Source organism: Leucobacter sp. WKLB1, from assembly GCF_059696215.1.
The window spans coordinates 3,407,312-3,433,386 of the sequence record NZ_AP046115.1 but is presented as its reverse complement, the minus strand read 5'-3'; the positions used below and the strand labels follow the sequence as shown (position 1 = coordinate 3,433,386).

General features: G+C 65.3%; 27 protein-coding genes. 18 read left to right on the top strand and 9 right to left on the bottom strand.

The features are described 5' to 3' along the window. Positions 1–143: 143 nt before the first annotated feature. A complete protein-coding gene (locus ACZF5Y_RS15790) occupies positions 144–896 on the top strand; it encodes an SDR family NAD(P)-dependent oxidoreductase (RefSeq protein ID WP_497533669.1) in 753 nt (250 codons plus the stop codon). Between the two features lie 5 nt (positions 897–901). Here ACZF5Y_RS15790 and ACZF5Y_RS15785 read toward each other — a convergent pair whose 3' ends face one another. Then, positions 902–1,711, bottom strand: coding sequence for an SGNH/GDSL hydrolase family protein (locus ACZF5Y_RS15785; RefSeq protein WP_497533667.1), 810 nt, complete (start codon positions 1,709–1,711; stop codon positions 902–904). A gap of 34 nt (positions 1,712–1,745) precedes the next feature. On the opposite strand from ACZF5Y_RS15785, the gene ACZF5Y_RS15780 reads away from it, so the two are divergent. The 8 genes from ACZF5Y_RS15780 (at position 1,746) to ACZF5Y_RS15745 (ending at position 6,820) form a co-directional block, all read left to right on the top strand. Next, on the top strand, positions 1,746–2,165 hold the full coding sequence (locus tag ACZF5Y_RS15780; RefSeq protein WP_497533666.1) for a hypothetical protein: 420 nt from the start codon (positions 1,746–1,748) through the stop codon (positions 2,163–2,165). Between the two features lie 145 nt (positions 2,166–2,310). Beyond that, positions 2,311–2,547 carry a 50S ribosomal protein L28 gene (gene rpmB / locus ACZF5Y_RS15775; RefSeq protein WP_053351517.1) on the top strand — a complete coding sequence of 79 codons (237 nt, stop codon included), beginning with the start codon at positions 2,311–2,313 and terminating at the stop codon, positions 2,545–2,547. Further along, positions 2,547–2,714 (top strand): 50S ribosomal protein L33, encoded by a 168-nt coding sequence (gene rpmG, locus ACZF5Y_RS15770; RefSeq protein ID WP_017884003.1) that lies wholly within the window; start codon positions 2,547–2,549, stop codon positions 2,712–2,714. Before rpmB ends, rpmG begins: the two co-directional genes overlap by 1 nt. A 2-nt stretch (positions 2,715–2,716) precedes the next feature. Beyond that, entirely contained in the window at positions 2,717–3,022 is a 306-nt protein-coding gene (gene rpsN, locus ACZF5Y_RS15765) for a 30S ribosomal protein S14 (protein ID WP_025134217.1), read from the top strand. 510 nt (positions 3,023–3,532) lie between these two features. Then, on the top strand, positions 3,533–3,811 hold the full coding sequence (locus ACZF5Y_RS15760) for an HU family DNA-binding protein (RefSeq protein WP_053351518.1): 279 nt from the start codon (positions 3,533–3,535) through the stop codon (positions 3,809–3,811). Between the two features lie 290 nt (positions 3,812–4,101). After that, positions 4,102–6,102: a bifunctional copper resistance protein CopD/cytochrome c oxidase assembly protein gene (locus tag ACZF5Y_RS15755; RefSeq protein WP_497533665.1), complete on the top strand. Its 2,001-nt coding sequence runs from the start codon at positions 4,102–4,104 to the stop codon at positions 6,100–6,102. Then, positions 6,099–6,494: a DMT family transporter gene (locus ACZF5Y_RS15750; RefSeq protein ID WP_497533664.1), complete on the top strand. Its 396-nt coding sequence runs from the start codon at positions 6,099–6,101 to the stop codon at positions 6,492–6,494. Before ACZF5Y_RS15755 ends, ACZF5Y_RS15750 begins: the two co-directional genes overlap by 4 nt. Continuing rightward, complete coding sequence (locus tag ACZF5Y_RS15745) at positions 6,491–6,820, top strand: DMT family transporter (protein ID WP_497533663.1); 330 nt, start codon at positions 6,491–6,493, stop codon at positions 6,818–6,820. Before ACZF5Y_RS15750 ends, ACZF5Y_RS15745 begins: the two co-directional genes overlap by 4 nt. 53 nt (positions 6,821–6,873) lie before the next feature. On the opposite strand, the gene ACZF5Y_RS15740 is transcribed toward ACZF5Y_RS15745, so the two are convergent. Continuing rightward, complete coding sequence (locus ACZF5Y_RS15740) at positions 6,874–7,896, bottom strand: zinc-dependent alcohol dehydrogenase family protein (RefSeq protein WP_497533662.1); 1,023 nt, start codon at positions 7,894–7,896, stop codon at positions 6,874–6,876. 149 nt (positions 7,897–8,045) lie between these two features. On the opposite strand from ACZF5Y_RS15740, the gene ACZF5Y_RS15735 reads away from it, so the two are divergent. Continuing rightward, positions 8,046–8,939, top strand: coding sequence for a helix-turn-helix transcriptional regulator (locus ACZF5Y_RS15735; RefSeq protein WP_497533661.1), 894 nt, complete (start codon positions 8,046–8,048; stop codon positions 8,937–8,939). Here the strand turns inward: ACZF5Y_RS15735 and ACZF5Y_RS15730 are convergent. The 4 genes from ACZF5Y_RS15730 to ACZF5Y_RS15715 all read right to left on the bottom strand — a co-directional run bounded on the left by ACZF5Y_RS15730 (position 8,904) and on the right by ACZF5Y_RS15715 (position 12,071). Continuing rightward, positions 8,904–9,614: a helix-turn-helix domain-containing protein gene (locus ACZF5Y_RS15730; protein WP_497533660.1), complete on the bottom strand. Its 711-nt coding sequence runs from the start codon at positions 9,612–9,614 to the stop codon at positions 8,904–8,906. The two genes, ACZF5Y_RS15735 and ACZF5Y_RS15730, sit on opposite strands and share 36 nt — an antisense overlap. A 134-nt stretch (positions 9,615–9,748) precedes the next feature. Further along, positions 9,749–10,078 (bottom strand): Dabb family protein, encoded by a 330-nt coding sequence (locus ACZF5Y_RS15725; RefSeq protein ID WP_497533659.1) that lies wholly within the window; start codon positions 10,076–10,078, stop codon positions 9,749–9,751. Beyond that, on the bottom strand, positions 10,075–11,166 hold the full coding sequence (locus ACZF5Y_RS15720) for a ketopantoate reductase family protein (protein ID WP_497533658.1): 1,092 nt from the start codon (positions 11,164–11,166) through the stop codon (positions 10,075–10,077). The genes ACZF5Y_RS15725 and ACZF5Y_RS15720 overlap by 4 nt, the downstream gene beginning before the upstream one ends. After that, positions 11,163–12,071, bottom strand: coding sequence for an NAD(P)-dependent oxidoreductase (locus tag ACZF5Y_RS15715; protein ID WP_497533657.1), 909 nt, complete (start codon positions 12,069–12,071; stop codon positions 11,163–11,165). The genes ACZF5Y_RS15720 and ACZF5Y_RS15715 overlap by 4 nt, the downstream gene beginning before the upstream one ends. A gap of 124 nt (positions 12,072–12,195) precedes the next feature. Between ACZF5Y_RS15715 and ACZF5Y_RS15710 the strand changes: the two genes are divergently transcribed. Together ACZF5Y_RS15710 and ACZF5Y_RS15705 are read left to right on the top strand one after the other, a co-directional pair. Next, positions 12,196–13,575: a M24 family metallopeptidase gene (locus ACZF5Y_RS15710; RefSeq protein WP_497533656.1), complete on the top strand. Its 1,380-nt coding sequence runs from the start codon at positions 12,196–12,198 to the stop codon at positions 13,573–13,575. Between the two features lie 6 nt (positions 13,576–13,581). After that, positions 13,582–14,658: a zinc-dependent alcohol dehydrogenase gene (locus tag ACZF5Y_RS15705; protein WP_497535350.1), complete on the top strand. Its 1,077-nt coding sequence runs from the start codon at positions 13,582–13,584 to the stop codon at positions 14,656–14,658. A 20-nt stretch (positions 14,659–14,678) separates the two neighbouring features. Here the strand turns inward: ACZF5Y_RS15705 and ACZF5Y_RS15700 are convergent, their stop codons facing one another. Further along, positions 14,679–15,701 carry a ketopantoate reductase family protein gene (locus ACZF5Y_RS15700; protein ID WP_497533655.1) on the bottom strand — a complete coding sequence of 341 codons (1,023 nt, stop codon included), beginning with the start codon at positions 15,699–15,701 and terminating at the stop codon, positions 14,679–14,681. A 193-nt stretch (positions 15,702–15,894) separates the two neighbouring features. Between ACZF5Y_RS15700 and ACZF5Y_RS15695 the strand changes: the two genes are divergently transcribed. The 5 genes from ACZF5Y_RS15695 to ACZF5Y_RS15675 all read left to right on the top strand — a co-directional run bounded on the left by ACZF5Y_RS15695 (position 15,895) and on the right by ACZF5Y_RS15675 (position 23,583). Then, positions 15,895–17,334 carry an amidohydrolase family protein gene (locus tag ACZF5Y_RS15695; RefSeq protein ID WP_497533654.1) on the top strand — a complete coding sequence of 480 codons (1,440 nt, stop codon included), beginning with the start codon at positions 15,895–15,897 and terminating at the stop codon, positions 17,332–17,334. A 106-nt stretch (positions 17,335–17,440) separates the two neighbouring features. Continuing rightward, on the top strand, positions 17,441–18,829 hold the full coding sequence (locus tag ACZF5Y_RS15690; protein ID WP_497533653.1) for an amidohydrolase family protein: 1,389 nt from the start codon (positions 17,441–17,443) through the stop codon (positions 18,827–18,829). Positions 18,830–18,834: 5 nt separating this feature from the next. Further along, positions 18,835–19,893 carry an ABC transporter permease gene (locus ACZF5Y_RS15685; RefSeq protein ID WP_497533652.1) on the top strand — a complete coding sequence of 353 codons (1,059 nt, stop codon included), beginning with the start codon at positions 18,835–18,837 and terminating at the stop codon, positions 19,891–19,893. 13 nt (positions 19,894–19,906) lie between these two features. Beyond that, on the top strand, positions 19,907–21,073 hold the full coding sequence (locus ACZF5Y_RS15680; RefSeq protein ID WP_497533651.1) for a substrate-binding domain-containing protein: 1,167 nt from the start codon (positions 19,907–19,909) through the stop codon (positions 21,071–21,073). Continuing rightward, positions 21,073–23,583: an ATP-binding cassette domain-containing protein gene (locus ACZF5Y_RS15675; RefSeq protein WP_497533650.1), complete on the top strand. Its 2,511-nt coding sequence runs from the start codon at positions 21,073–21,075 to the stop codon at positions 23,581–23,583. Before ACZF5Y_RS15680 ends, ACZF5Y_RS15675 begins: the two co-directional genes overlap by 1 nt. Before the next feature lie 35 nt (positions 23,584–23,618). On the opposite strand, the gene dcd is transcribed toward ACZF5Y_RS15675, so the two are convergent. After that, positions 23,619–24,224: a dCTP deaminase gene (gene dcd, locus ACZF5Y_RS15670; protein WP_497533649.1), complete on the bottom strand. Its 606-nt coding sequence runs from the start codon at positions 24,222–24,224 to the stop codon at positions 23,619–23,621. A 78-nt stretch (positions 24,225–24,302) separates the two neighbouring features. Beyond that, positions 24,303–25,019: a helix-turn-helix domain-containing protein gene (locus tag ACZF5Y_RS15665; RefSeq protein ID WP_497533648.1), complete on the bottom strand. Its 717-nt coding sequence runs from the start codon at positions 25,017–25,019 to the stop codon at positions 24,303–24,305. A 231-nt stretch (positions 25,020–25,250) separates the two neighbouring features. Between ACZF5Y_RS15665 and ACZF5Y_RS15660 the strand changes: the two genes are divergently transcribed. Next, entirely contained in the window at positions 25,251–26,054 is an 804-nt protein-coding gene (locus tag ACZF5Y_RS15660) for an SDR family NAD(P)-dependent oxidoreductase (protein ID WP_497533647.1), read from the top strand. Positions 26,055–26,075 lie beyond the last annotated feature (21 nt).

The window sequence follows — 26,075 nt, the reverse complement described above, 5'->3', positions numbered from 1 at the left end:
ACCGTGCGGAGCGCCCGACCGGAGCGTATCACTCCGCAACGCATCACCGGCCGGCGCTGCGGTGCGCGACCGCCGACGTTCCGGCTGGTACCGTGCTGGCATCGGACCGACCGCGACGCCGGCGACCCCTCGAAGGAGCACACATGACGCACACCCCCGTCGCCCTCGTCACGGGTGCCACCTCCGGCATCGGCATCGAGATCGCGCGCCACCTGCGCGCGGATGGCTTCGCGGTGGTGATCTCGGGCCGCTCGCAACAGCGAGGTGCCGAGGTGGCCGCGCACCTGGGCGAGGGCGTGCACTTCATCGCGGCCGACCTCACCGAAGCGGGCGCGGCGGCGCGTCTCGTCGCCGGGGTCGTGGCCAAAGCGGGGCGTCTCGATGTGCTCGTCAACAACGCCGGCATCGACCATACGAAAGACCTGCTCGAAGTCCAAGACGCCGAGATCGATGCGCTCTTCGAGACCAATACGTTCGCCGCGATGAAGCTGCTGCTCGCCGCTGCGCGCCAGATGCGCGCGCAGGGCGATGGCGGTGCGATCATCAACATCACGTCGCGCCTCGCCAGCATCGGCGTGCCGACCATGGGCATCTACAGTGCCACCAAGGGGGCGATGCACGCCTTCACGACGGCGGCTGCGGTCGATCTGGCGCCGTACAACATCCGCGTCAACGCGGTCGCTCCGGGCATGACGCGCACGCCGCTGTATCAGGAGTGGCTCGACGGGCACGCGGATCCGTCAGGCGAGGCGGCGCGGGTGGCCGCGGCGATTCCACTGGGCCGGATCGCGGAGCCCGCCGACGTGGCCGCCGCCGTCCGCTTCCTCGCGTCACCCGGCGCCGCGTACATCACCGGGGCATCGATCCCGGTCGAGGGCGGGTACCTCGCGACGTAGCCGCGCTACACCGCGCGCGGCTCGACGCGGGTCCACTCCGCATACTTCGCCGTGCGCCCGTCGCCGCTCGAGCGGCCGGTGAGCCGACGCTGCACCCAGGGCACCACGTGTTCGCGGGTGTAGCGCAGCTGATCCCGCCGCGTCGGGCGCGGGATCGGGTCGGCCGTGACCACCCAGTCGCTGGGGGCCGAGTACCCCAGTGCACGCAGCACGTTGGACGCCACCCGGTGATGCCCGACCGGGGCGAGGTGCAGGCGGTCGGGCGACCAGTACTGGCGGCCGGTGAGCTCCGCGTCGCTCCAGTTGTCGGCATAGCGCACCCCGAGGCGGTCGGCGAGCACCGCGGCGGATCGCACCATCTCGTCACCCTTGACCCGCACGCGCTGACCGCTCGGCAAGCCCGCCGTCGGGTTGGCCCCCGCGAGCAGAATCGGTTCGGCGCCCGCTTCGCGGATGCGCAGCAGCGCGCGTTCGGTCTCGCGCATGATCCAGGCGATGTCGGTGCGGGGGCGCAGCATGTCGTTGCCGCCCCCATTGAGCGTGACGATCGTCGGGCCGAGCGCCAGCGCGGGTTCGAGCTGCTCGGCCAGAATGGGACCGAGCAGACGCCCCCGGATCGCGAGATTCGCGTAGTCGATGGCCGTGCCCGTGGCGTCGGCGATGCCCTGGGCCAGCAGATCGGCCCACCCGCGCACGCTGCCGTCGGGTTGCTCGTCGCCGACGCCCTCGGTGAAGCTGTCGCCGATCGCGACGTAGCGGATCAGTGCGTCGGAGCTGCGCGCAGCAGTAGGGTCGATCTCGTGGAGCTGTGACACGTCGTCAGCTTACGCCGCCGAGAGGGGAACGCACATGAGACGCCTGCCGCTGCCGATCGCGCTGGTGATCCTGAGCGTCGTCATCGCGGTCGTGCTGCTCGCACTCGCGCTCATTCCGCTCGTGATCGCGCCCTGGAGTCTCGTGTACGCGATCCCGTACCTCCTCGTTCCCGGCGTGCTGGGCAGCGTCGTCGCGGGCCTGTGCGCAGCGCTCGGTTCGCGCTGGGGTCGGCAGAGCTCGGTCGGGGCGCGGCTCGGTGCCGGGCTCGGTGCGCTCGTCGGCGGATTGCCGCTCGTTGCCTACCTGATCTGGGTGATGCAGGAGAACGTCTGGGCGATCCTGCTGATCATCGTCGCGGCGCTCGGTATCGCCGCGGTGCTCGGCTGGTTCGCAGGAGCGCACCCGCGTTCGTCTCGCGGATTCGAGCTTGCGACACGCGCGGACGTGAGCTAAGCTCGATCTTTGGCTGTGCGCCGTCCCAGTGCACAGACCGCGTGAGCTCTCGCAGCGAGACCGGATCCCCGGTCGCGACGCAGGCTCGTGCAGACAAGAAATCTTGGGTGAGGCCGTCCGGTCTCACGGTATGAGAGGAAACATCATGGCAGCAGTGTGCCAGGTGACCGGCGCCGTTCCCGGCTTCGGACACAACATTTCGCACTCGCACCGTCGCACCAAGCGTCGGTTCGATCCCAACATCCAGAAGAAGACCTACTTCGTGCCCTCACTCGGCCGCAAGGTGACGCTCACCCTGTCGGTCAAGGGCATCAAGCTGATCGATGCCCGTGGCATCGAGTCGGTCATCGCTGATCTGCAGAAGCGCGGGGTGAAGTTCTAATGGCGAAGGATAAGGACGTACGTCCGATCATCAAGCTCCGTTCGACGGCCGGCACCGGGTTCACCTACGTGACCAAGAAGAACCGTCGCAACACCCCCGACCGCCTCGTGCTCAAGAAGTACGATCCGGTCATCCGCAAGCACGTCGAGTTCCGAGAGGAGCGTTAATCATGGCGAAGAAGAGCATGATTGCGAAGAACAAGCAGCGCCAGGCGATCGTTGCCCGCTACGCGGAGAAGCGCCTTGAGCTGAAGAAGGCCCTCGTGGACCCGAACGGGACCGACGAGAGCCGCGAAGCCGCTCGCGTGGGCCTGCAGAAGCTGCCCCGCAACGCTTCGCCGGTGCGCGTGCGCAGCCGCGACGTCATCGACGGCCGCCCCCGTGGCGTGCTGACGAAGTACGGCGTCTCGCGTGTGCGTTTCCGCGACATGGCGCACCGTGGCGAGCTGCCCGGTATCACCAAGTCGAGCTGGTAACAGCTCGACCGATAAGCGCTGCTGGGCTCGAGGAGGCGCGTGAGCGACTGCTCGAGCTGGTAAGCACGATTTGAGCGGGTAACTCCGCTTGCAGAAACGGCCGTGGATCCTTCGGGATCCGCGGCCGTTTCGCGTTTGGGGGCCGGGCGGGCCCTCTCGCCGCCCTCTCGCCGCCTGCCTCGCCTGCCTCGCCTGCCCTCGCCGCCCCGCCCGTGCGCGGATCGGTGTCACTTTGTGCGGTCGATGAGCCGATTCCTGGCCGAAATCGAGCACACAGTGACACCGATTCGGCGTTTGGGGGCTCGCGAACGTGCGTGAGCTGTCCGCTGGGGGCGAAATCGACCCTTTACGACGCTTCCCTGGGGAATTTCCGACCGAAGTTCCGCATCATTCCGCCGAATTGGGGTAGATTCGAACCGATCATTCGATCGGACCCTCCATTCGGAGGGGTACCAGAACCAAGATCTAGAGGCATGACCGTTTCGGTTCATCGCCTTGGAAGGAAACAACATGGCACTCAACAAGACCGAGCTCGTCGCCAAGATCGCTGCCGAGACCGGCCAGAGCCAGGCCGCCGTCTCCAGCGTGATCGACGGACTGTTCTCCGCTGTTTCCGAGACCGTTGCCTCGGGCGACAAGGTTTCGATCCCCGGCTGGATCTCGTTCGAGACCGCGACCACTGCTGCTCGCACCGGCCGCAACCCCCGCACCGGCGAGACCATCGACATCCCCGCTGGCAAGCGCGTCAAGGTGTCGGTCGGCTCGAAGCTCAAGGCTGCGGTCAAGTAACCTCGTCTTCCTCAGCACCCCCGGTCGCACTGCGGCCGGGGGTGCTGTCGTTTGGAGGGGGTTTGCGGGCCGGTGATGCTGAGGGCCCCGAGTGACCCCGAGGAGCACCGAAGCAACGCCGAAAGAACCCCTGTATTGCGAGATGACATGTGAATCGCACCTGCTCTCGAGAGAAAGTGGTGCTTTCGCGAGCGTGGGCCAGGTGACTCTCGGCAGCGAGCGCGGGGCGGCACCCGAGGTCGTCGCTCGCATCGACCGAGCTCACACCGCGCAGCGCGTAGGCTAGGCGGGTGCCCCGTTACGTCCGCATCCTCGCCCCCGCTGTACTCCTCGGGGTGACACTGCTGGCACTCTGGCTCGGCCTCGCCATCGGCGGCGCGGCGGCAGAGCGCGCGCTCGCCGACCCGGGCGCCATCGTGCGATACGGCCTGCCCATCACACGCACGCTCGTCAACGTCGCGATGGCCGGGCTCATCGGCTCGGTCGTGATGGCCGTGTGGGTATTCGCGAGCGATCGCCCCGAGACGCGTGTGGCGATGGAATTCGCCGCGGGATCCGCCGCCGTCTTGACCGTCGCCAGTGCGGCGGCGACGCTCTTCACGTACATGGACGTGTCGAGCCAGCCGTTCTCGGGTGATGCTTCGTTCGGTGCTGGTCTGGCGCAGTTCTTGACGGAAATCGAACTCGGCCAGTTCTGGCTGCTCGAACTGCTGCTCGCCGCGATCACGACGGTGCTCGCATTCGCGGTGCGCGGCCGCAAACTCACACTCGTGGTGCTCGTCGCCGCCCTCGCCACGGCGCTGCCGCTCGCGCAGCAGGGCCACGCGGCCGGCGCGTCGGGCCACGGTGCTGCGGTCAACGCGCTGCTCGTGCACATCGTGGGTGCGGCCGTGTGGCTCGGCGGTCTGCTGACGCTCATCATCATCGCCAAGACGGTTGATCATCGGCGTCTGGCCGCGCTGACCGAGCGCTACTCGAGCCTCGCCCTGCTCGCGTTCATCGGTGTCGCCGCGTCGGGCGTCGTCAGCGCCTGGCTGCGCGTCGGCACGTGGGATGCCCTCTTCGGCACCGGTTACGGCCAGCTCGTGCTGCTGAAGACCGGCTCGCTCGTGGTGCTCGGTGCGTTCGGCGCGCTGCAGCGCACGCGACTGATCCCGCGCATCGCGAACTCCGCGAAGGGGCTGCGGCCGTTCGCCTGGTTCGTCGTCTGCGAGCTCGCCGTGCTCGGCGTCGCGAGCGGCATTGCGGGCGCACTCGGGCGCACGGCGACGCCGGTCGCGCTCGAGCCGGTGCGGGATCAGCCGGGCGGCATCGGCCCGGCCGAGTGGCTCACGGGCGACCCGTTGCCCCCCGAGCTCACACCGCTGAGCTACCTGACCGAGTGGAAGTTCGACCTGTTGTGGGCGCTTGTCTGCGCGTTCGGCGTGGGGATGTACCTGCTCGCGGTGATCCGACTGGCGCGCCGCGGAGACCGCTGGTCGGCGGGGCGCACCACGGCCTGGATTCTCGGCATCTTGCTGCTCGCCTACACGACGAACGGTGCGCTCAACGCGTACGAGCAGTACCTGTTCAGCGTGCACATGCTCGGGCACATGATGCTGACGATGCTGATTCCGCTCTTCCTCGTGCTCGGCGCTCCGGTCACGCTCGCGCTTCGGGCGACGCACAAGCGCTCCGACGGCTCGTGGGGCGGTCGCGAATGGATTCTCTGGGCGGTGCAGACGCCGTTCTCGAAGATCGTCACGCACCCGGCATTCGCTGCGGTGATGTTCTCGGGGTCGCTCTGGGTCTTCTACTTCACGCCGATCGCGCGCTGGGCGGCCGAGGAGCACCTGGGGCACCAGTGGATGATCATCCACTTCCTCATCTCGGGATACCTCTTCAACCTGTCGATGATCGGTGTCGACCCGGTGCCCTATCGATTCCCCTACCCCCTGCGCATCGTGACGCTGTTCGCGACGATGGCGTCACACGCGTTCTTCGGCGTGACGATCATGACGGGCGACGGTCTGCTGCTCGCCGACTGGTACGGCGCGATGGGACGCACCTGGGGTGCTCCGCCGCTCGAAGACCAGTCGACCGGCGGCGGCATCGCGTGGGGCATCGGCGAGCTGCCGACACTCGCACTCGCGCTCATCGTCGCGATTCAGTGGTCGCGCAGCGACGAGAAAGAGCAGAAGCGCAAAGACCGTGCGGCCGATCGCTCGGGTGACGCCGAGCTCAACGCGTACAACGAGATGCTCGCGCAGCAGGCCGTGCGTGACGCGCGGCCGATGAAGCGGCGCCGATGAGCCGGGCCTGGCTGTTTCTCGCGACGGCCATTGTGCTCGAGGTCACCGGCTCGATGAGTTTGAAAGCGGCGCTGGATCACCCGGCCCTCTACATCGTCGTCGCCGTCGGGTACATCGGGTCGTTCGTGTGCCTCGGCAAGGTGCTGTCGCTCGGCATGGCGCTCGGTGTCGCCTACGGCATCTGGGGCGCGACCGGGGTCGCGCTGACCGCGAGCCTGTCGACCGTGATCTTCCACGAACCGTTTACCGCCCTCATGGGGGCCGGCATCGTGCTCATCATCGGCGGCGTGCTGCTCGTCGAACTCGGGTCGCAGGCGGCGCACCGCAAGGCGGCTCGTGCGGCGGCTGAGCTGTCAGCGGAGCCCGCGAATGGTGCGGAGGCCAGCGCATGATGTGGGTGACGCTGTTTGTCGCGATCCTGAGCGAAGTGTCGGCCTCGTTGTCTTTACGTGCCGCGACGGCAGGGGATCAGCCCAAGCGCCGCTGGTACATCGTCGTGGTCGCCGGGTACCTGACGGCGTTCGTGATGCTGTCGCTGACCCTGCAGCTCGGAATGGCGCTCGGCGTCGCCTACGGCATCTGGGCGGCGCTCGGCGTCGCGTTGACCGCGGTGCTCAGCAAGTTCATCTACAAGGAGCCGCTGACCTGGGTGATGGGCGCCGGCATCGTGCTCATCGGCGCGGGCGTGCTGCTCGTGGAGCTCGGGGCTGCGCACTGAGGGTGCGGTGCTCTGGCGTATTCGCCGCACCGCACCCACGAATCGCGAGCTGCCTAGTTGGTGGTGAGCAGCACCTTCGTCGCGCGGCGCTCGTGCATTGCGCGGTAGCCTTCGGCGGCTTCTTCGAGCGGCAGCGTCAGGTCGAACACGACGCCAGGGTCGATCTTGCGGTCCCAGATGAGCTGGATCAGCTCGGGCAGAAAACGGCGCACGGGCGCCGGGCCGCCGTGCAGGTGCACGCCTGAGAAGAAGAGCTCGCGGCCTTCGAGCGAAACATCGTGTGAGACACCGACGAAGCCGACGTGGCCTCCGGCTCGAGTCGCCCGGATCGCCTGCTGCATCGCCTCTTGAGTGCCCACCGCTTCGATCGTGCTGTGGGCTCCGAGCCCACCGGTGAGCTCCTTGATGCGCGCCACCCCGGCATCACCGCGTTCCTCGACGATGTCGGTCGCGCCGAAGCGGCGCGCCAGAGCCTGACGGTCGGCGTGACGCGACATTGCGATGATGCGTTCGGCGCCGAGCTGCTGCGCTGCGAGAATGCCGAGCAGCCCGACGGCGCCGTCACCGACGAACGCGACCGGCTTGCCGGGGCCGACCTCTGCGGCGACCGCTGCAAACCAGCCGGTGCCGAGCACGTCGGATGCGGCGAGCAGCGAGGGGATGAGTTCGGGGTCGGGTTGCCCGGGCGTCGCGACGAGCGTGCCGTCGGCGAGGGGAATGCGTGCGTACTCTGACTGCGCTCCGGTCGGTGCGCCCGGCTGCCGATGGACGCAGTGCGTCTGGTACCCCGAGAGGCAGATGTCGCACGTGTTGTCGGAGGCGAAGAACGAACCGACCACGAAGTCACCCACGGCGATCGTGCGCACGTCGGCACCGATCTCGGTGACGACACCGACGTATTCGTGCCCCATCGGCGAGTGATCGACGGGCTCTGCGCCACGGTAGGGCCACAGGTCGGACCCGCAGATGCAGGATGCCGAGACCTTGATGACGGCATCGGTCGATTCGACGATCGTGGGGCGCTCGCGATCTTCGACACGAACATCGCCGGGGGCGTGCATGATGACACCGCGCATGGAAACTCCTTCTGCAATGTGGCCGCCTGACAGGTCGGCGCAACTGAACCCGTCCATACTGCCGCGCAGACCTGCGTGCGCGGAGTCTCTGGTGGAGGGTGTACTGGCAGGGTACGGTTCACCGCCGACATTTCGACTAGCCTGCTCGCATGGACAACCGAGCCGAGGTGCGCGAATTCTTGATGAGTCGGCGCGCCCGCCTAACCCCCCATGCCGCAGGCCTGCCCACCAGCACGAATCGCCGCGTCACCGGTCTGCGTCGTAGCGAGGTCTCGGGGCTGGCCGGCGTCAGCGTCGAGTACTACGCGAAGCTTGAGCGAGGCGCGATCGCGGGTGCGTCGGCGTCGGTGCTCGACGCACTGGCGCGTGCGTTGCAACTTGACGATACGGAGCGCGCGCACCTGCTCGATCTGGCGCGTGCCGCCGATGGCATTCCCACCAGCGGGCGGGCGCGTCGTCGACCGGTGAGACCGGCGCAGCCCCGACCGAGCCTGCAGTGGGCGCTCGATGCGATGGGCGGGAGCGTGGCGTTCGTGCGCGATCCTCGACAGAATCTCATCGCCGTGAATGCGCTCGGCCGCGCGTTCTACTCGCCCCTGATCGGCGACGGCGGGCGCACGCCAAACCTGGCGCGGTTCCAGTTTCTCGACCCGGCGGCTCGCGAGTTTTACCCCGACTGGGAGCTTTTCGCCGAGATGTGCGTCGGCATCATGCGCTCGGAGGCGGGGCGGGATCCCCATGACTCTGCGCTGCAGGACCTCGTCGGGGAGCTCTCCATGCACAGCGAAACGTTCCGCGCGCTCTGGGCCGCACACAACGTGCGCACGCACGGCACGGGAACGAAGCGATTCGTGCACCCGATCGTTGGAGAGCTCACGCTCGCCTACGAGGAGCTCGCCGTCACTGCGGAGCCGGGAAACGTGATGCTGGTGTACTCGGCGGAGCCGGGGTCGCCCTCGGCTGAGCGGTTGGCGCTGCTGGCGTCGTGGGGTGCTCGGCGCTTCGTCTCAACTCCGGAAGGTACGCAGCACGTCGACGGCTGACTGCAACGCGTCATTGGCGGGATGCTGCTGCGGCAGCACACCTTCGGTTCCGGGAGCTGAAGCGCGAGCCGCAGCTTCGCGACCGGTGATGTACCAGGTACCAACCGCGGGGGCGTCTGAGTGATTCACAAAGAGGTGTGGACGCTGGGAGTCGAATGCCACGGAATCGCCGGCGCTGATGACGTGGGTGTCGAATTCGAGCTGCAGCGTCAGCTCGCCTTCAAGCATGTACACGTGCTCGATGCCGAAGTGGCGCATCAGCCGGCCTTCGATCGAACTCGAGGCGCCGGGCTGGTAGGTGACGCGGAGCGCCTCGACATCGGTACCGCCGAGGACGATGAGGCGCTCCCACTTCACCCCGTTGTCCATCTCGAGCGTGGGATTCTCGTCGGCGCGCTGCGCTGCAAAGGTGGTGGCGGGACGTGGCGCGGGAGTGAAGTCGGCTCGGGGTGGCGCCGCGTGCGTCGAATGTTCGTCGCGACCGAGCAGCGCATCTGTCGAGATGTTCAACTGTGAGACCAAGGCGTACAAGGTGCTGACAGAAGGCTTAGTCTTCCCGGTTTCCACCTGCGAGAGCAAGCTCGGAGAGACGCCGATCGCAGTGGCGAGTGCGCGCAAACTCATGCCGCGCGCTTCGCGCGCCTCTCGCAAACGGCTGCCGATGGAATCGGACATGAGCTCTCCTTTGGTTGGGCGGCGCGTGCGAACCTCCCGCGCTGGTGTGCAGTTCAAGCTTACATTGGGGGTGGTTTCGTGGACGTTTCAGGTGAACCTCCGCGGAATTACGCCAATGGATGGCGCCTGAACGTTCAGTCTGGTGCGCGGCTGGTGAACACTTCGGCGAGGGGATAATCCACCACCGACTTCGATTCGACCAGCCGGGCAACCACTGCCAGGGCTGCCTGATGCTCGGGATGAGCTTGGTACGCAGCGAGTGCTTCAGCGGACTCGTGCACGGAGACGAGGGCGGCATCCCAGTGGCCGGGCACGCTGCCGTCGTCGACTCCAATCTCAAGTGAGATGATGCCCGGAATGCGGTCGGCAAGTGGTTCGAGTGCGGCACGCAACTGCTGCGCAGCCTGTGCACGATCGGGCGGGGTCTGCGCGATGAATGCGAAGGTGACGATGTGGCGAATCACGGGAGCTCCATTCTGTGTGCGGTGGTGTGCCGCGAGTTTCGTGCGGGAATGAGTACGGGCTCATGGACCAGTGCGCGCAGCATATCGGCGTTCGCCAGACTGGGAATGAGTTCTCCGCGCTCGATGCGTTCTCCGATGTGCAGGATCGCTTCAGTCACGGGAGCGCTGCCTCCGAGCGCTGCGCGGCGTGATACGACGAAACCGTTGAATCCATCGAGCTCCGCTCGTCGCCCTTTTTCCCAATCTTGCAGCACGGCCACGCGGGTATCGGGAAGGGAAAAGGTATTGAGTACCGCATCGAGCAGGTCGAGCGCGTATTGATCGGAGTCGGGCACGTCGTCGGCTGTCTTGCCGAGGATCGGCAGCATGATCGCGCCGTCGTCGAGTGCGAGGCGGTACGCCTCCCGGGCGGATGCGTCCATGACGGCCCGGATGCCTGGGTGTCCGACGGCACCCAGCAGGGGGAGCCCGAGGATCGCTGACGGCAGCATCTCCGGGATGTTGGTGATGAGCTTCATCCACTTCGAGGAGCGGATGTCGGTGGAGATCTCGACAGTGCCAGCATGGCGCAGCAATGTTGCGACGAGCTCGAGCTCGGGGCTGTTCTCGCCATCGAGCGTGCCGATGGTGAACCAGGTGCGTTCGACGGGTACCTGGCGCACCACTTGCCCTGGCTCAGGGAGGTTCGCGGCTATTCCGAGCACGGCACCGATCGTGCGCTCCGCGCCGACAATCTCGGCGACGTCGTCGATCGTCATGCCGTTCTGTAACCCGACGACCACGGAGCGATCGTGCAGCAGCGGCGCGATGAGATTCACTGACCAGCGCGTGTCATAGGACTTGGTTGACAGGAATACGATGTCGAAGGGCTCTCGCATCTCAGCGACTTCGCACAGATGGTGCGCTCGAACTCGAGTCACCGTGGTGCGATCGGGCGTCGTGACGGTGATCCCCGATGCGCGCATGGCTTCAACGTGAGCCGGCCACTGATCAATGAAATCTACGTGGTGCCCGGCATTCACCAGATCGGCCCCGATCGCTGCACCGTTCGCGCCGGCTCCGAGGACGGCAATGCGCGGCGCGGTCAACGGAGTGCCTCCGTTGCGTGAGGCGTACTCCGCGCGCCGCGCTGGCGTATGATCTCGGCGATAATCGACCAATCGCCCTCCGCGAGTTCTGGATCGTTAAGTGCCGCAGTGAACAACTCGCGCAGCACGGGTTCGGCGGGAAGTGCGGCGCCGAGTTCATCGGCTGCGTTGCGGGCGAGCGTGAGGTCTTTCAGTCCCAATGCGACCGAGAACGCTGCGGGGTAGTACTCCTGCTCCGCGATCAGATGGCCGTACCCCGTGTAGGCGGATCCGGTGAAGGAGGTGTCGGTGAGGAGTTCGACGAACTGGCGGGCATCGACTCCTCCGCGCGCGACCAGCGTGAGCGATTCGCCCAGAGCCTGCAACGCATGTATGAGGGTGTAATTCACTCCGATCTTGACCAGGTTTGCCTGGGCGGGGTCGTCGCCCACGTGCCAGATGCGCTTCCCGAAGTGCTGCAGAACGGGGCGAGCCCGGTCCAGATGCTCCGCTGAGCCGGCGGCCACGATGTTCAGCTGGCCGGCCACGGCGACCTCCGGGCGACCGAGCACCGGGGCGGCGAGATACCCGACGTCCGCTGAAGTGTGGCGGGCGGCGAGGATGCGACTCGCTGCGGGGCTGATCGTCGACATGTTCACATGGAGTGAACCCTGCGCGGCAGCCAGTGTGGGAGCGTTGAACGTCGCGTCGACAGCCTCATCATCGGCGAGCATGGAGCACACGACATCGGCCCCAGCGAAGATGTCTGCTGGGGTCGTGAGGTCGAGCGCACCGAGTTCGACCAGTCCCTTGGCGCGACCAGGCGTTCTGTTCCAGACGCTTACCTCGTTGCCTGCATGAATCAAACGCGTCGCCAGCGCGCGCCCCATCGTGCCGAGGCCGATAAATCCCACGCGTGTCGTCATGGTGCTCCTTAGGCGTGCTACTTGCAGATGTGATTTCACTACGTTTAGTCTAACTGTACATAATGTGCAATAGAACACCGCAACAACGCTGTGTCGGTGAACAAACGTGAAGGACTGGTGGGTCATGGCAATTCCAACCTTTGGTATGAACGATGTGGATTGGGAGACGCGCATCGATCGTGATGCACTGCGCGACGGGCGGGTCGCCCGATTGCGCGCAGAACTCGAGCGCTCGGATCTGGGGGCGTTGCTCGCGTTCGACTTCTCGAACATCCGTTACATGTCGGCGACGCACATCGGCACCTGGGCGATGGATAAAGCGATTCGCTTCTCGCTCATCACGCGCCACAGTGACCCGATCGTTTGGGATTTCGGCTCCGCCGCGAAGCACCACGACCTGTTCAACCCGTGGCTGCACACGACCACGACGGAGATGGACGCCGACCCGCACCAGCCCCACCACGGTGCGGTGAAGCCCCGTGCCGAATCCGGTGCACGCGCCGGTATCTCGACGCTGCGCGGCGCTTTCCACCCCGACGCGGGCATCGCTGAGGAGGTTGCGCGCAAGGTACAGCGCGAGCTCGAGAAATTCGGCTTGCTGGGCGAACCACTCGGCGTCGACATCGTCGAGATGCCGATCTTGATCGCGCTGCAGCGTGCGGGCGTCTCGGTGGTCGACGGGCAGCAAGTGTTCCTCAATGCGCGCTCGGTGAAGATGAAAGAGGAGATCCAGCTCCTCACGCAGGCCGCCTCCATGGTCGACGCGGCGTACGACGAGCTCTACCGATTCTTGAAGCCGGGCGTGCGCGAGAACGAAACCGTCGGGCTGGTCTCGAAGGTGCTGTACGACCTCGGTTCCGAATACGTCGAGGGGGTCAACGCGATTTCGGGGGAGCGGTGTTCGCCGCACCCCCACGTCTTCTCGGATCGCTTGATCAGGCCGGGTGATCCGGCATTCTTCGACATCTTGCACAGTCATCAGGGCTATCGCACCTGCTACTACCGCACCTTCGCCGTCGGCTCTGCGAGCCGCGCGCAGGTCGACGCCTACAAGCGCGCGCGAGAGTACATGGACCGCGCGATCGCACTCGTGCGGCCCGGCGCGACCACCGCCGAAATCGTGGCCGTCTGGCCGAAGGCCGAGGAGTTCGGCTTCCCGAACGAGGAGGCCGCGTTCGCCCTGCAGTACGGGCACGGCGTCGGGCTCTCGATCTGGGAGAAGCCGATCTTCTCGCGCCTCGTCTCGTTCGACCACCCGGAGGAACTGAAGGAAGGCATGGTGTTCGCGCTCGAGACCTACTGGCCGTCGGCCGACGGCATCGGTGCGGCGCGCATCGAGGAGGAGATCGTCGTGACCGCCGACGGGTGCGAGGTCATCACGAGGTTCCCCGCCGAGGAGCTGCTGGTCGCCGGACCGAAGTATCACGCGGTCGGCTTCGACCTGCCGACGATGCGCGACTCGCAGTCGCATCTGAACACCGCATGGGGTCGTGGGGAGGCGTAGGGCGTGATGGGCACTCCGACGAGCATGCGCGCCGCGGTCTACTACGGGCCGGGCAAAGTGGAGATCGAACAGCGCGCGGTGCCGCGCCCGGCTGCGGGTGAGGCGCTCATCAGGGTGACTCGAAGTGGAATCTGCGGAACCGACGCGTCGGAGTGGAAATCTGGCCCATCGGTGTTCCCGGTGCATCGTGCCCACCCGCATAGCGGCCATTTGGGGCCGCTCATCTTCGGTCATGAATTCGTCGGGGTCGTGGTGGAGAGCCGCGACCCTGACGTCGCTGTGGGATGGCGCGTTGCATCGGGTGCGGGAGTGTCTTGCGGAGTGTGTGCGCGGTGCGCTGAGGGGCGCACCAACCTCTGCGTGCGCTATCGCACCCACGGGCTGAATATTTCAGGAGGCCTGGCAGAATACGTCGCAGTGCCGACGACCACCCTCCTGCGCATACCGGATGAACTCGACGATGACGCGGCGGGGCTCGCGCAGCCCCTGGCAGTCGGACTGCATGCCGCGCGGCGCTCGGGAGTCAGGACGGGAGATCGGGTCATGCTGATCGGGGCCGGGGCGATTGGCACATTTGTGCTTGCCGGGTTGCTGCACCTCGCGGAAGCCGATGTCACCGTACTCGACTTCAGTGGGGTACGCCTCGAACGTGCGCTGCGTCTCGGCGCGGCTCAGGTGCTCGCCGTTGACGATCCGGAGTTCGATGACCAGTTCTTGGCGCTTGGCGCTGTGCACGATGTCGTGATCGAGGCGAGCGGTGCGCCCGGACAGCTCAACCGGGCGATCGCTGCAACCCGCGATGGCGGCACCGTGCTGCAGGTCGGGTTGCCGCGCGAACCGGAGGAAGTCGATGTCCACCAACTCGTCTTCCGTGAGATCACCATTCGCACGACGCTCGCGCATGTATGCGCTGAAGACCTGCCCGATGCGCTCGCGGTGCTATCTGGGTCGCATCTCGCCGAGGAAATGCTCGATTCGGTGCGTGATCTTTCCGCAATTGCGGAACAGCTCGACCTACTCGCGGGCGGCCGGATCGAAGGTAAGGTGCTCTTCGACCCGGCCCTGACGGCCGCTCATCGGTGACCGCTGGCTGCTGGGCGGTATTACGCCTCCAGCAGTTCGGAGAGATTGTGCATCCCACGCGAACGCGTGCCGGCTTCGATCTCGGCCGCGAGTGAGACGGTGCGCGTGTTGCACGGGGATGGTCGGCCGTGAGCGGTGAGCGTCGAGACCACGTGACCGTTGAGCTCGTGCACTTCGGAGCGACGGCCTTTCATCCAGTCTTGCAGCACGGTCGTCAGCGTGGTCGGGGAGGAGAAGGTCTCCGCGACCTCGTCGAGAAGACTTGCTGCGTAATTCGTCGCGTCGGCCGCGTGTGCGTCGTCGAGACCGAATATCGGCACGAGTGCAGCGCCGTCGAGCTGCGCAGCCTCGGTCGCCTCCTGGCCACAACGCACCATGAAGTCGCGCACGCCGGGCACGCGCAGCGAATCGACGAGCGCGAGATCAAGAATGGCTGAAGGGACGAGTTCACCGGCGTTGGCAACGAGCTTCATCCACTTCGACGAGTGGATGTCGGTGGCCATCTCTACGACGCCCGCATGGCGGAGAGCGGTCGCGGCCTCCTCGCTGCGCGAGTGAGCTCTCGGATGGAGCGCACCGAGTGCGAACCAGGAGTTTTCGGGGCGGTTCTCGCGATTGACCACGCCCGGTTCGAACATGTTGGACCCCAGTTCGAGCACCCCACCCGCGGTGCGCTCAAGACCCACGATGTCGGCGATGATCGGCATGGTCATGCCGTTCTGCAACCCGACCACCAGCGAATCATCGTGCAGGCGACTCGAGATCAGCTCGGTGGCCCAGCGCGTGTCGTAGGCCTTGACCATGACGAAGACCAGGTCGAATGCGTCACGCATTTCTGCGACTTCGCACAGGTGTCGCGCATTGACCGGCAATGTGATCGCCTCGTCGGGATACTGCACTGTCAGGCCGTTGCTGCGCATCGCCTCAACGTGCGCCGGCCACTGTTCGATGAAGGTGACGTCAAGTCCCGCGCGAACGAGGTCGGACCCGATACCTGCTCCCTGCGCGCCAGCGCCGACGAACGCGATCTTCGAAATGCTCACTGCGATCCTCCTGTGGATGGTGATGCTGCCGCGACCTGAGATGAACATCAGTGAACACCAGAACCGCGTCATTGTGGTTAGTTCTACTTACTATGTACAGTAACACTAATCGTTCGGAGTTCCGTGGACTGCGCGGCAGCGATTGGGCTGAGGCGCACACGGGGTACCGATCCGCCAGACAAAGGAGTTGCAGGTGGCACCACAGATTGTGATCAAGAACGCGGCAATTGCAAGCGTCGATCCTTCGATCGGAGACATTCCGCGCGGCGATATTCTCGTGCGCGACGATCGCATCGTGAGTGTCGGGCCCAGGGTTGACGTCGAAGACGCTGAAATCATCGATGCCTCTCAGATGATCGCGATCCCGGGCATGGTGGACACCCACCGGCACACCTGGCAGACGGGACTGCGGGGGATTCTTGCCGACGGCAACATCCCTGATTATCTCCGCGGAATTCGTCTCAACATGGCGCCCAGGTATCGCGCCGAAGACATGTACGCGGGCAACTATGTGGGCGCACTGGACGCCCTCAATAGTGGAGTGACAACGCTCGTCGACTACTGCCACAACATTCTGAGCCCCGACCATGCGTACGCCGCGGTCGAGGGATTGCGGGATGCGGGAATCAGCGGAGTCTTCGGCCACGGACTGACCCCGATCACTTCAAACACCTGGGGTGAAAGTAGAGGTGGAGGTTCGGGGGTTGGGGATCCTGCCGAGTTTGAAACCCGTGCGCGCCTTGCCCGTGCTGTACGCGCCGAATACTTCGCAGCTTCGGAAGGACTCCTGCGGTTCGGGATCGCTCCGCAGGAATTCGCCATCGCCCCTGCAGCGGAAGTAGTGCGAGAGTTTGCATTGGCGCGGGAGCTGGATGCGCGAATCACGATCCACGCGAATCAGGTAATGGTGCGGCAGCTGTTTCAAGATGTGCGTCAACTCGAAGCGCACGGGTTGCTCGGGGATGATGTGCTGCTGGTGCACTGCTCGTTCAATACCGATGAGGAGTGGGGACTGCTCGCAGGCACGGGGGTGCGCGTCTCCGTCTGCGCGGAGACCGAGATGCAGATGGGTATGGGGTACCCGGCAATCGCGGAAGCGACGCTCGCCGGCATGCATCCGAGCCTCGGCATCGACTGTGTGAGCGGCTGCGGCGGTGACATGATTTCCCACGCCAGGTTGGTGCTGCAAGCGACGCGGTACCGAGGCGATGAAGCGGGATACGCCCGCATGGTTGCTCCGCAGGAGATGCGGTGGACGACGCGGGACGCGTTGCGTTGGGCAACACTGAACGGGGCCGAGGGGGCCGGTCTGGCGCACGAAATCGGGTCGCTCACTCCGGGCAAGCGCGCGGACATCGTGCTCGTCGATATGAGTGGCATCAGCCAGGCGGGCTGGAACCGAAATGATCCGACGGGAGCCGTTGTCTCGCAAACGCACGCCGGCTGCGTGGATACGGTGCTGGTCGCAGGCGAGTGCGTCAAGCGCGACGGAGTCTTGACGCACGTCGACCTTGCTGGCGCCCGTCGTGCCCTGGATGCGTCGAGTGCATACCTGTACGAAGCGATGGGGCGCGACGGCGGGTTCATTCCTCAGCCGCCGGTGGAAATCCCGCTGTACGCCGAGCGTGCATGAGCGATACTTGAGTGTTCATTTAAACTAGACGAATTGTGTAGTTTCACTTACTATTGCAGGGACGGCGGGGCAGTGGCGCCCCGCGATATCAATCTCAGGAGCAAAGATGACCATGAGTACACGCACGCTACTTCGAGGCGGCATCGTAGTGACCTCGGCGTCGGCCGGTCAGTTGCTGCACGGCCACGACGTGCTGATTGCTGCGGACGGCAAGATCGAAGCCATCGGAGTAGCGCTCGACGCTGCAGATGCTGAAATCGTCGATGTCACCGGGCGAATCGTGATGCCCGGTTTCGTCGATACCCACCGGCACACCTGGCAGTCGATTGTGCGCAACATCGCCTCCGACTGGTCGCTCACCGAGTACCTCGCCGGTCTTCATACCGGTCTGAGCCGTTACTTCCGGCCCGAAGACACCTACGTCGGCAACTATCTCGGTGCGCTTGAAGCACTGGATTCCGGGATCACGACGCTCGTGGATTGGTCGCACAACCTGGCCACGCCGGATCACGCCGACTCGGCGATCGGCGCACTTCGTGACGCCGGCCTGCGAGCCGTCTTCGCCCACGGCGGCGGGGCGCAGCAGTGGGGCGGCCCGTTTCCCTCCAATGTTGCGCATCCCGAAGACGCGCGACGAATTCGTGCGGACGTGCTCTCCGATGACGACGCCCTGGTGACGATGGCGCTCGCTCTGCGCGGGCCGCAGTTCACCACTCCAGAGGTCAACCGTGGCGATTTCGCGCTCGCGAACGACCTCGACCTCCGCGTCACCGTGCATGTCGGCGACGGACATCTGGGGAAATCGGGACCGATCAAGCGTCTTGCGGAAGATGGACTCCTGTCCGATCGCACCACCTATGTGCACTGCTGCACGATCGGCGACGACGAACTGCAGATGATCGCCGATAGCGGCGGTACCGCATCGGTCTCGCCAGATGTCGAGATGCAGATGGGGCACGGCTTCCCGGCCACTGGTCGATTGCTCGCGCACGGTATCCGTCCGGCCTTCTCGATCGATGTTTGCAGCTCCAACGGGGGCGACATGTTCGGCACGATGCGCACGGCCATTGGTATGCAGCGGGCTCTCGATAACGCGCCTGCGGTCGAGTCGGGCGCCGTGATCGAGAGAATCGGTTTGGAGTGCGATGATGTGCTGCAGTTCGCAACGATCGATGGGGCCCGTGCCGCGGGTCTCGACCGGGTCACCGGTTCTCTCGAGGTGGGGAAAGCCGCCGACATCGTCGTACTGGAGAACCGAACCTTGGCGCTCACCCCGCTGAATCACGTTATCGGCGCGATCGTGTACAACGCTCACCCAGGACTCGTGCGCGATGTGTTCGTGCAGGGCCGCCGTGTGAAGCGCGACGGACAACTGGTCGGAGTCGATATCGACGCGCTGCGCGAGCGCGCACTGCATTCGCAAGAGCACGTCATTTCATCGATGGCTGGTGCATCGGTATCGGGCGCATGGCACCCTCAGGTCGGTGCCGAGTGACCTCCGTGGAACCGCGTGTCGCCGCGAATCCGCGCGCTGCCAATGCATCCGCTCCCGCAAACCGCCCCCCGCGCATCTCAGCGTTCTTCGGCCTCCCTGGGACGCGGGCACTCATCGCCGTCATCGCGCTCTTCGTGATCAGCGCATTACTTGCCCCCGGCAGCGTGAGCGAAGGGGCGTTGGCCTCGATGCTGCCGTTCGCGGCGCTGATCGCCGTCGTCGCGGTCGGCCAGACACTGGTGATTCAGCAAGGCGGGCTCGACCTTTCGATTCCTGGAGCAGTCACCCTGGGCGCGCTCCTGGTCGCGAAGTTCGGACACGAGAACTCATGGGGGCTGCCTGTCGCGCTGGTCGCCGCTGTCTGCGTCCCCGCACTCTTCGGTCTGCTCAGCGGCATCATGGTGTCGTTCGTCGGGCTGCCACCACTGGTGGTGACGATCGCGAGCAACGCGCTCATGATCGGCGTGGTCTTCGCGATCTCGGGAGGATTCGGCTCGCAAGTCACCGACGCGCTCAGCAAATTCTCGCTCGGCAAATGGTGGGGTATCCCAGTGCTTGCGGTGATTGCAACGGTCATCGTGTTCCTCGGACATGTGCTGCTGAAACTGACCCGCTGGGGGCGCCGATTCGAACTCGTCGGGGAGAATCCACGGAGCGCCGCGAACCTGGGAATCTCGACCCGCGCCTACATTGCAACGGCGTACATCGCAGCGAGCGCGCTCGCCGGCGCGGCCGGTGCGCTGCTTGCCGGCCTGCTCCGCTCCCCGACCCTGACCGCGGGCAACGACTATCTGCTTCCCTCGATTGCGGCGGTGGTGCTCGGCGGCACCGCGCTCACCGGCGGCAAAGGCAGCTGGATCGGCACCGCGCTCGGCGCGCTCTTCCTCGCGCAGCTCACGCAACTCGTGCAAACGTTCACGCAGGCCACCGCTGTGCAAAACATCGTCCAAGCGATCATCATCGGCGTCGGCATTGTCGCCCAACTCCAGCTCGGCGGCTCGACCGCGCGTCTGCGCCGTCTCTTCACCAGACCTCAACATGACACTGCATCGAATCACTCATAGGAGAGTACCCATCATGATTCAGACTCGAACCGTCAAGCGCACGAGCGCGGCGCTGTCCGCAATCGCTGTTCTGGCCCTGGTCGGTTGTTCATCGACGAACAGCACCGGTGCCTCGGAAGACAATCGACTCCAGGCCGATATCGCCGCTGGCAGCGTCGGCGACATGAGCCAATTCACTGACATCGCCGATGTTTGCGGCGACGAGCCGGTGACGGTAGGCGTCGTCGACGGCCTGGGCACGAACTCGTGGTCGAAGACGGTGCTCGCAGAGATCGAGAGCGAAGCCGCGAAATGCGATTCGATTACCAGCGTCGATTTCATCGCGGGTCGCGGCGACCTCGAAGCGACCACCTCTGGCATTACGAGCCTCGCATCGAAGGGCACCGACATTATCCTCGTCATCCCTGATGCGGGCCCCGGTGAGGCGCACCTGCCGGCGATCCGTCAGGCGACCGAGGCGGGTTCCATCGTCGTCAACTTCGCCTCCGATCCCAGCGGAGAAGCTGGCGTCGATTACCTTGACTACGTCGATCAGTCACCGAACTACGTGGGCAAGTCATGGGCTAACTGGGTGGTCGACCAGCTCGGCGACGCCGGTGGGACTGTTGCGTTCCTGGGGGGACCCGCGGGTGTCGCCGTCTCGGCTCAAGAATTCGAGGGGGTGCAGGAGGTTTTCGCAGACAACCCGCAGATCGACCTCATCACGCCCGAGCCGGTCGTCACGAACTGGGATCCGGCACAAGCGCAGCAGGCTATGGCGGGCCTCATTGCCCAGCACGATCAGATCGATGCGGTGATTGCCGACTACGGCGCTGCAGCAACCGGGATCATCCGTGCCTACGAGTCGGCCGGGGTCTCGGTGCCCCTACTCACCTCAACTGACGATAACTCGCTGAGCTGCGGTTTCGACGCGCTGAAAGCCGACAATCCCGAGTACGAACTCGCGACGGTATCGGGACGCACCTGGGTCGGCCGCGTCGCACTGCGGAAGGCGCTCGCCGCCGTAAACGATCGCTCGGATGGCGAACCGTCGATCTACAACCTGGAGCTCTTCGAGGATTCCACGGGGAGCACGCCGGGCTCGGTGACGCCGGCGAAGGCTTGCCTGGCTGATGCGCCGACGGACGCGACGCCCTCGACACTGCTCACGACCGATGAGCTGCAGAAGCTGTTCGGCTGATGCAGACGAACAACGCAATCGACCCGGTGCTCGAGCTCCGGGGGATCACCAAACAGTATCCGGGCGTGCGCGCTCTCGGGAATGTCAGCCTGGCGGCGTTCCCTGGTCGGGTACACGCGGTGCTTGGCGAGAACGGCGCCGGAAAGTCGACGCTGGTGGGCGTGGCGGCGGGATCGGTGATCCCTGACGACGGCACGGTATCGCTCGCCGGAGTATCTTCGGCGCGCGTATCGACGAGCGAGGCGCGTGATCGCGGGTTGGCGATTGTCTACCAGACGCCTGCGCTTGCACCCTCGCTCACCGTGACTGACGCCATGCTGCTCCTCTTGCCGGCGCGCATTCGGCCGAAGCGCAGCAAAGCTGCGGCGTGGGTGCGCGCGCTCTTCACGGAGTACGGCCTGAGTATCGAGGCGCACGCGACAGTCGCGGATCTGTCGCTGCGCGAGGCTCACCTGGTGGAGATCGCCGCAGCGCTTGCCGCGGAACCCGCTGTGCTCATCCTCGATGAGCCAACCGAGGCGCTCGGACCAGAGGAAACGGAGTGGTTGTTCGCCCGGGTGCATGAGCAGCTGCACCGCGGTACTGCGATCATCTACATAACGCATCGCATCCCCGAGGTCGTGGCCATCGGTGACGACCTCACCGTGCTCAGAGACGGTAGCGTCGTGGGCCGCGGCGTCGTCTCGGACTATTCCGCAGATGAAATCGTCGAACTCATCATCGGGCGGTCGCTCGAGACGACGTTTCCGGACAAGCCGATGTCATCAGAAGGGGCGACGCCGTCCTTCGTGGTCGACGGGCTCAGCGGCGACGGCTTCACTGAAGTTTCCTTCGCGGCGACGCGCGGTGAAATCATCGGGCTCGCGGGAGTCGAGGGCAACGGCCAACGCGAGGTACTTCGCGCGTTGGCGGGTTCGGGAGGAACTGCTGGAACCGTGAGCTTGGACGGCACTGCGGTCGATCTCCGGTCGCTTCGAGCGGCCGCTGCCGATGGTGTCGCGTTTCTGCCGGGCGACCGGATGGGCGAGGCGATGTTCGGCAAGATGTCGATTCGTGAAAACGTCATCGCCGCGGCAATTCCGCGGGCAATGCCGCAGGGCGTTGTCAGCAGTCGTCGCGAGTACGCATTGACTCGTGAGGCCATCGCGGGGTTCGCCGTGAAGACGCCAACGCTCGAAACACCGGTGGGGGCGTTGTCGGGTGGTGGCCAGCAAAAAGTGCTGCTGGCAAGATCCCGTGTCAGCGCTCCCCGGATCCTGCTCGTGGAGGACCCGACGCAGGGCGTCGACGCCGGCGCTCGCGTTGAGATCTACCAGTTCCTGCGCGAGGTCGCGGCAAGCGGCGTCGCCGTCGTCGTGCTGTCAACGGATGCCGTAGAGCTCGAGGGGCTCTGCGATCAAGTCGTCGTCTTCTCGCGCGGGCGGGTGCAGGCCGTGCTGCGTGAGCACCAGATCACCGAGCGGGCGATTACCGGTGCGGCCGTGCTCTCGACGGAGACCGGTGCGACCATCGTTCTGGATAAGGAAGCCGAGACGCGCGGCACGGTGAAGCCGAAGCGCGAATCTCAGGCGGTGATCCTCCTCGTACTCGCCGTCGTGCTCGCCGGGCTCACCGTGCTGCAGTCGTCCGCATTTCTCAGCCCGCTCAACGTCAGCCAGATGCTGCTCGCGTCATCGGTGCTGGTATTCGTGGGGCTCGCGCAACTGGTTGTCGTCATGACGGGCGGCATCGACCTCAGCGTCGGTGCCGTTGCCGCACTCTCCGGTGTGGTGATCTCGTACTTCGGCCAGGGCGGCCCCGCTGTCTTCCTCCTGGGTATTGTGCTCGCGATCCTCGTCGGAGCCGCGGCGGGCGCGGTAAACGGGCTCCTGGTCACCCGGCTCTCCTTGCCCCCAGTCATCGCGACACTCGTTGTTTCGATCGCGGTACTCGGAATTGCACAGGTGCTGCGTCCGAGCCCGGGCGGCTCGACAACTGCCGACATCATGACCGTATTGGGAACGACGATCGGCGGTGTGCCAATGCTGCTTGCGCTTGCGCTCGCCGTCGCCGTAGCGACCTGGTTCGTGCTGCAGCGCACGCATGTGGGGCGCAGCTTCCGGGCGGCAGGATCTGATGCGATCAAAGCGAATCGCATGGGTGTGGGCGTGCTGCAGATGCGCTTCTCGGCGCTCGTCGCGTCGGGAGCGCTTGCGTCGCTCGCAGGTGTCGTGCTCTACGCCAAGACGGGAATCGGTGATGCAAACACGGGGGACGCGCTGACGCTCATCTCGGTGACGGCGATCGTCATTGCCGGGGTCAGTATCTTCGGTGGGTCCGGTTCCGCTCTTGCTGTTGCTGCGGCAGGGATTCTGTTGCAGGTAATTACCAGTGCGCTCAGCTTCCTGTCGCTCAACCTCTCCTGGCAGTACTGGGTGCAGGGCGCATTCGTGCTCCTGGCTGCCGCCGTGCCGTTGATCGTCCACGCGGTGCGCAGTCGACGTGGGCGGGCAGCGGTGACGCAGCGCTGAGCTGTCACCGAACCGATCGGGGGCGTCGGGAGCGATTACGCTCCGGGCGCCCCCGCTTCGGTCCCGGTGACATTTGCCCGGTGAAAATTGAGATGCGAGCGAGAAGCAGTCGGCCCCCGCTGGCCGAGATAGCGTGAGAAGGTCGCTCCGGAGCCGTACGGCCGCTCGGCCGCTGAGGACAGCTGGAAGAAGCACAGCTGGCCGATCTTCATTCCGGGCCAGAGGCGAATCGGCAGCGTCGCAACGTTCGAGAGTTCGAGGGTGACGTGCCCCTCAAACCCGGGGTCGATGAACCCGGCGGTCGAGTGCGTCAGTAGGCCCAGACGCCCGAGTGAGCTTTTGCCCTCGAGACGCGCTGCGATGTTGTCGGGGAGCGAGACCTGCTCGAACGTCGAGCCGAGCACGAATTCACCGGGGTGCAAGATAAAGCCCTCGGTCGGGTCGACCTCGATGAGTCGTGTGAGCTCGGGCTGTTCTTCAGCGGGGTCGATCACCGCGTACTTGTGGTTGTCGAAGAGCCGGAAGTAACGGTCGAGGCGTACGTCGACGCTCGACGGCTGCACCATCGACGGCTCGCTCGGCGAGAGGCCGATGCGCCCCGATTCGAGTTCGGCTTTGATGTCGCGATCTGAGAGCAGCACGATCACAATTCTATGACAGCGGGGCGACTGCCGGACCGCCCGGCGCTGCGAAGATCTCGGGTGCTGGGCGCGCTGAACTTACTCGTGTTCTGCCTGCCCGCGCAGATGTTCGTTTGCGACGGGGTTGGGAAATGCGCCGCCAGGAGCCGCAGCCGAGACATCGTGCTGATCGAGGATGAACCAGATTGCTCGGACCTCCTGCGACGTGTTGTTCCAGAAGCGGTGGGGGATGCTTGAATCCAGGGCGATTGAATCGCCCGTGTGCAGCGTCGTCGCCTCGAAGCCAACGAGAACGTCCAAGCTGCCCTGCGTGATGATGCCGTACTCGCGCCCCGAGTGCCGCACGACATCTGTTGGCGGGCCGTTCGGGCCTGATGCCGGGGCGTAGATCACCTCTATGAACTCGGAGGATGCTTCGGCGCGAGGTGTGAGTCGTTCCCATCGGGGACCTGAATTCAGCGTGATCGACGGTCGACGGTCGGCGCGAAGAACGACACCGATTCGATCGAGTTCTGACGCATCGGCTGGAGTGCGCTGAGTGCTCTTGGCTCTCTGGGGGGCAGTCGAATCGTGTTCTGGTTCGAACAGGCTGTCCATCGAGACACCGAGTTCGCTGGCGACCGTGTAGAGCGCGCGAACACTGAACGATGCAAGCCCGCGCTCGACCTGGGAGACGTGGCTGGGTGAGACGTCGATGCGTCGAGCGAGCTCTCGCATACTGAGTCCGACTCGCTCGCGTGCCGCGCGTATGCGTTCGCCGACCACGGCCCATTCGTTGTGCTGAGTGTCGTCCATCGTGTCTCCCTCACAGCGGCTTCTTCGGCGGAGTCAGGGAGGTCTGGGCGCGAGGGGTGAGCCGCAATGCGTACTTTCGTTCTCTCAAACATAACGTAATTTCGATCTTGTTGCGATATGCGACCGAATATGTAAACTGTGGGAGAACACCACGCCAGCGAAGTCGCCGGTTTGTGGCGATCTGTATTTTCAGAGCAAACAATGTCAGCACTCAGAATGGACTGGGAACACATGGATACGACTCGACTTGCAGGCAAGCACGTTCTGATCACGGGAGCGGCTCAGGGCATGGGGGCCGCGATCGGCGCTCATTACGCAGCTCAGGGAGCGAGCGTTTGCTTGGCCGACGTAAACCTTGCGGGCGTCGAAGAGGTCGCCGCGCAGATTCGCGCTGATGGTGGCATTGCGACTGCCGTGCAGCTCGACGTCACTCAGCCCGAACAGGCCGCGGCCGCGGTCGCTCACACCGTCGCCGAGTTCGGCAGCATCAACGTTCTCGTCAACAACGCCGGCGTGAACAAGCCGATGTTCTTTTTGGACGTCACCGAGGAGAACTGGCGTCGTCTGAACGACATCAATACGTGGGGCACCTTCGTCTGCATGCAGGCGGCAGCGCGACAGATGCGCGAGCAGGGTCGCACTGACCAGCCGTACAAGATCATCAATGTTGGCTCGATCCTCTCTCGCGACGCATTCATCGATTCCCCGGTGTACACTGCGACGAAGCACGCGGTGCTCGGCCTCATCAAGGCGGGCGCGAAGTCGCTCGTCGAGTACGGCATCACAGTGAACGGGTACGCCCCGGGTGTGGTGCGCACCGAAATGTGGGAGCAGCTCGACAAGGAGCTGACCGAGATGGGCCTGTTCGAGAAGCCGGGCACCTCGATGGACACGATTGCGGCGACCGCGATTCCGCTGGGTCGCTACTCCTATCCCGCTGACATCGTGGGTGTGGCGTCGTTCCTGGCGAGCCCCGAGAGCGACTACATGACGGGACAGCTCATTCAGATCGACGGCGGCATGGTGATGATCTAGGCGGATCACCCGGCGCGCCCG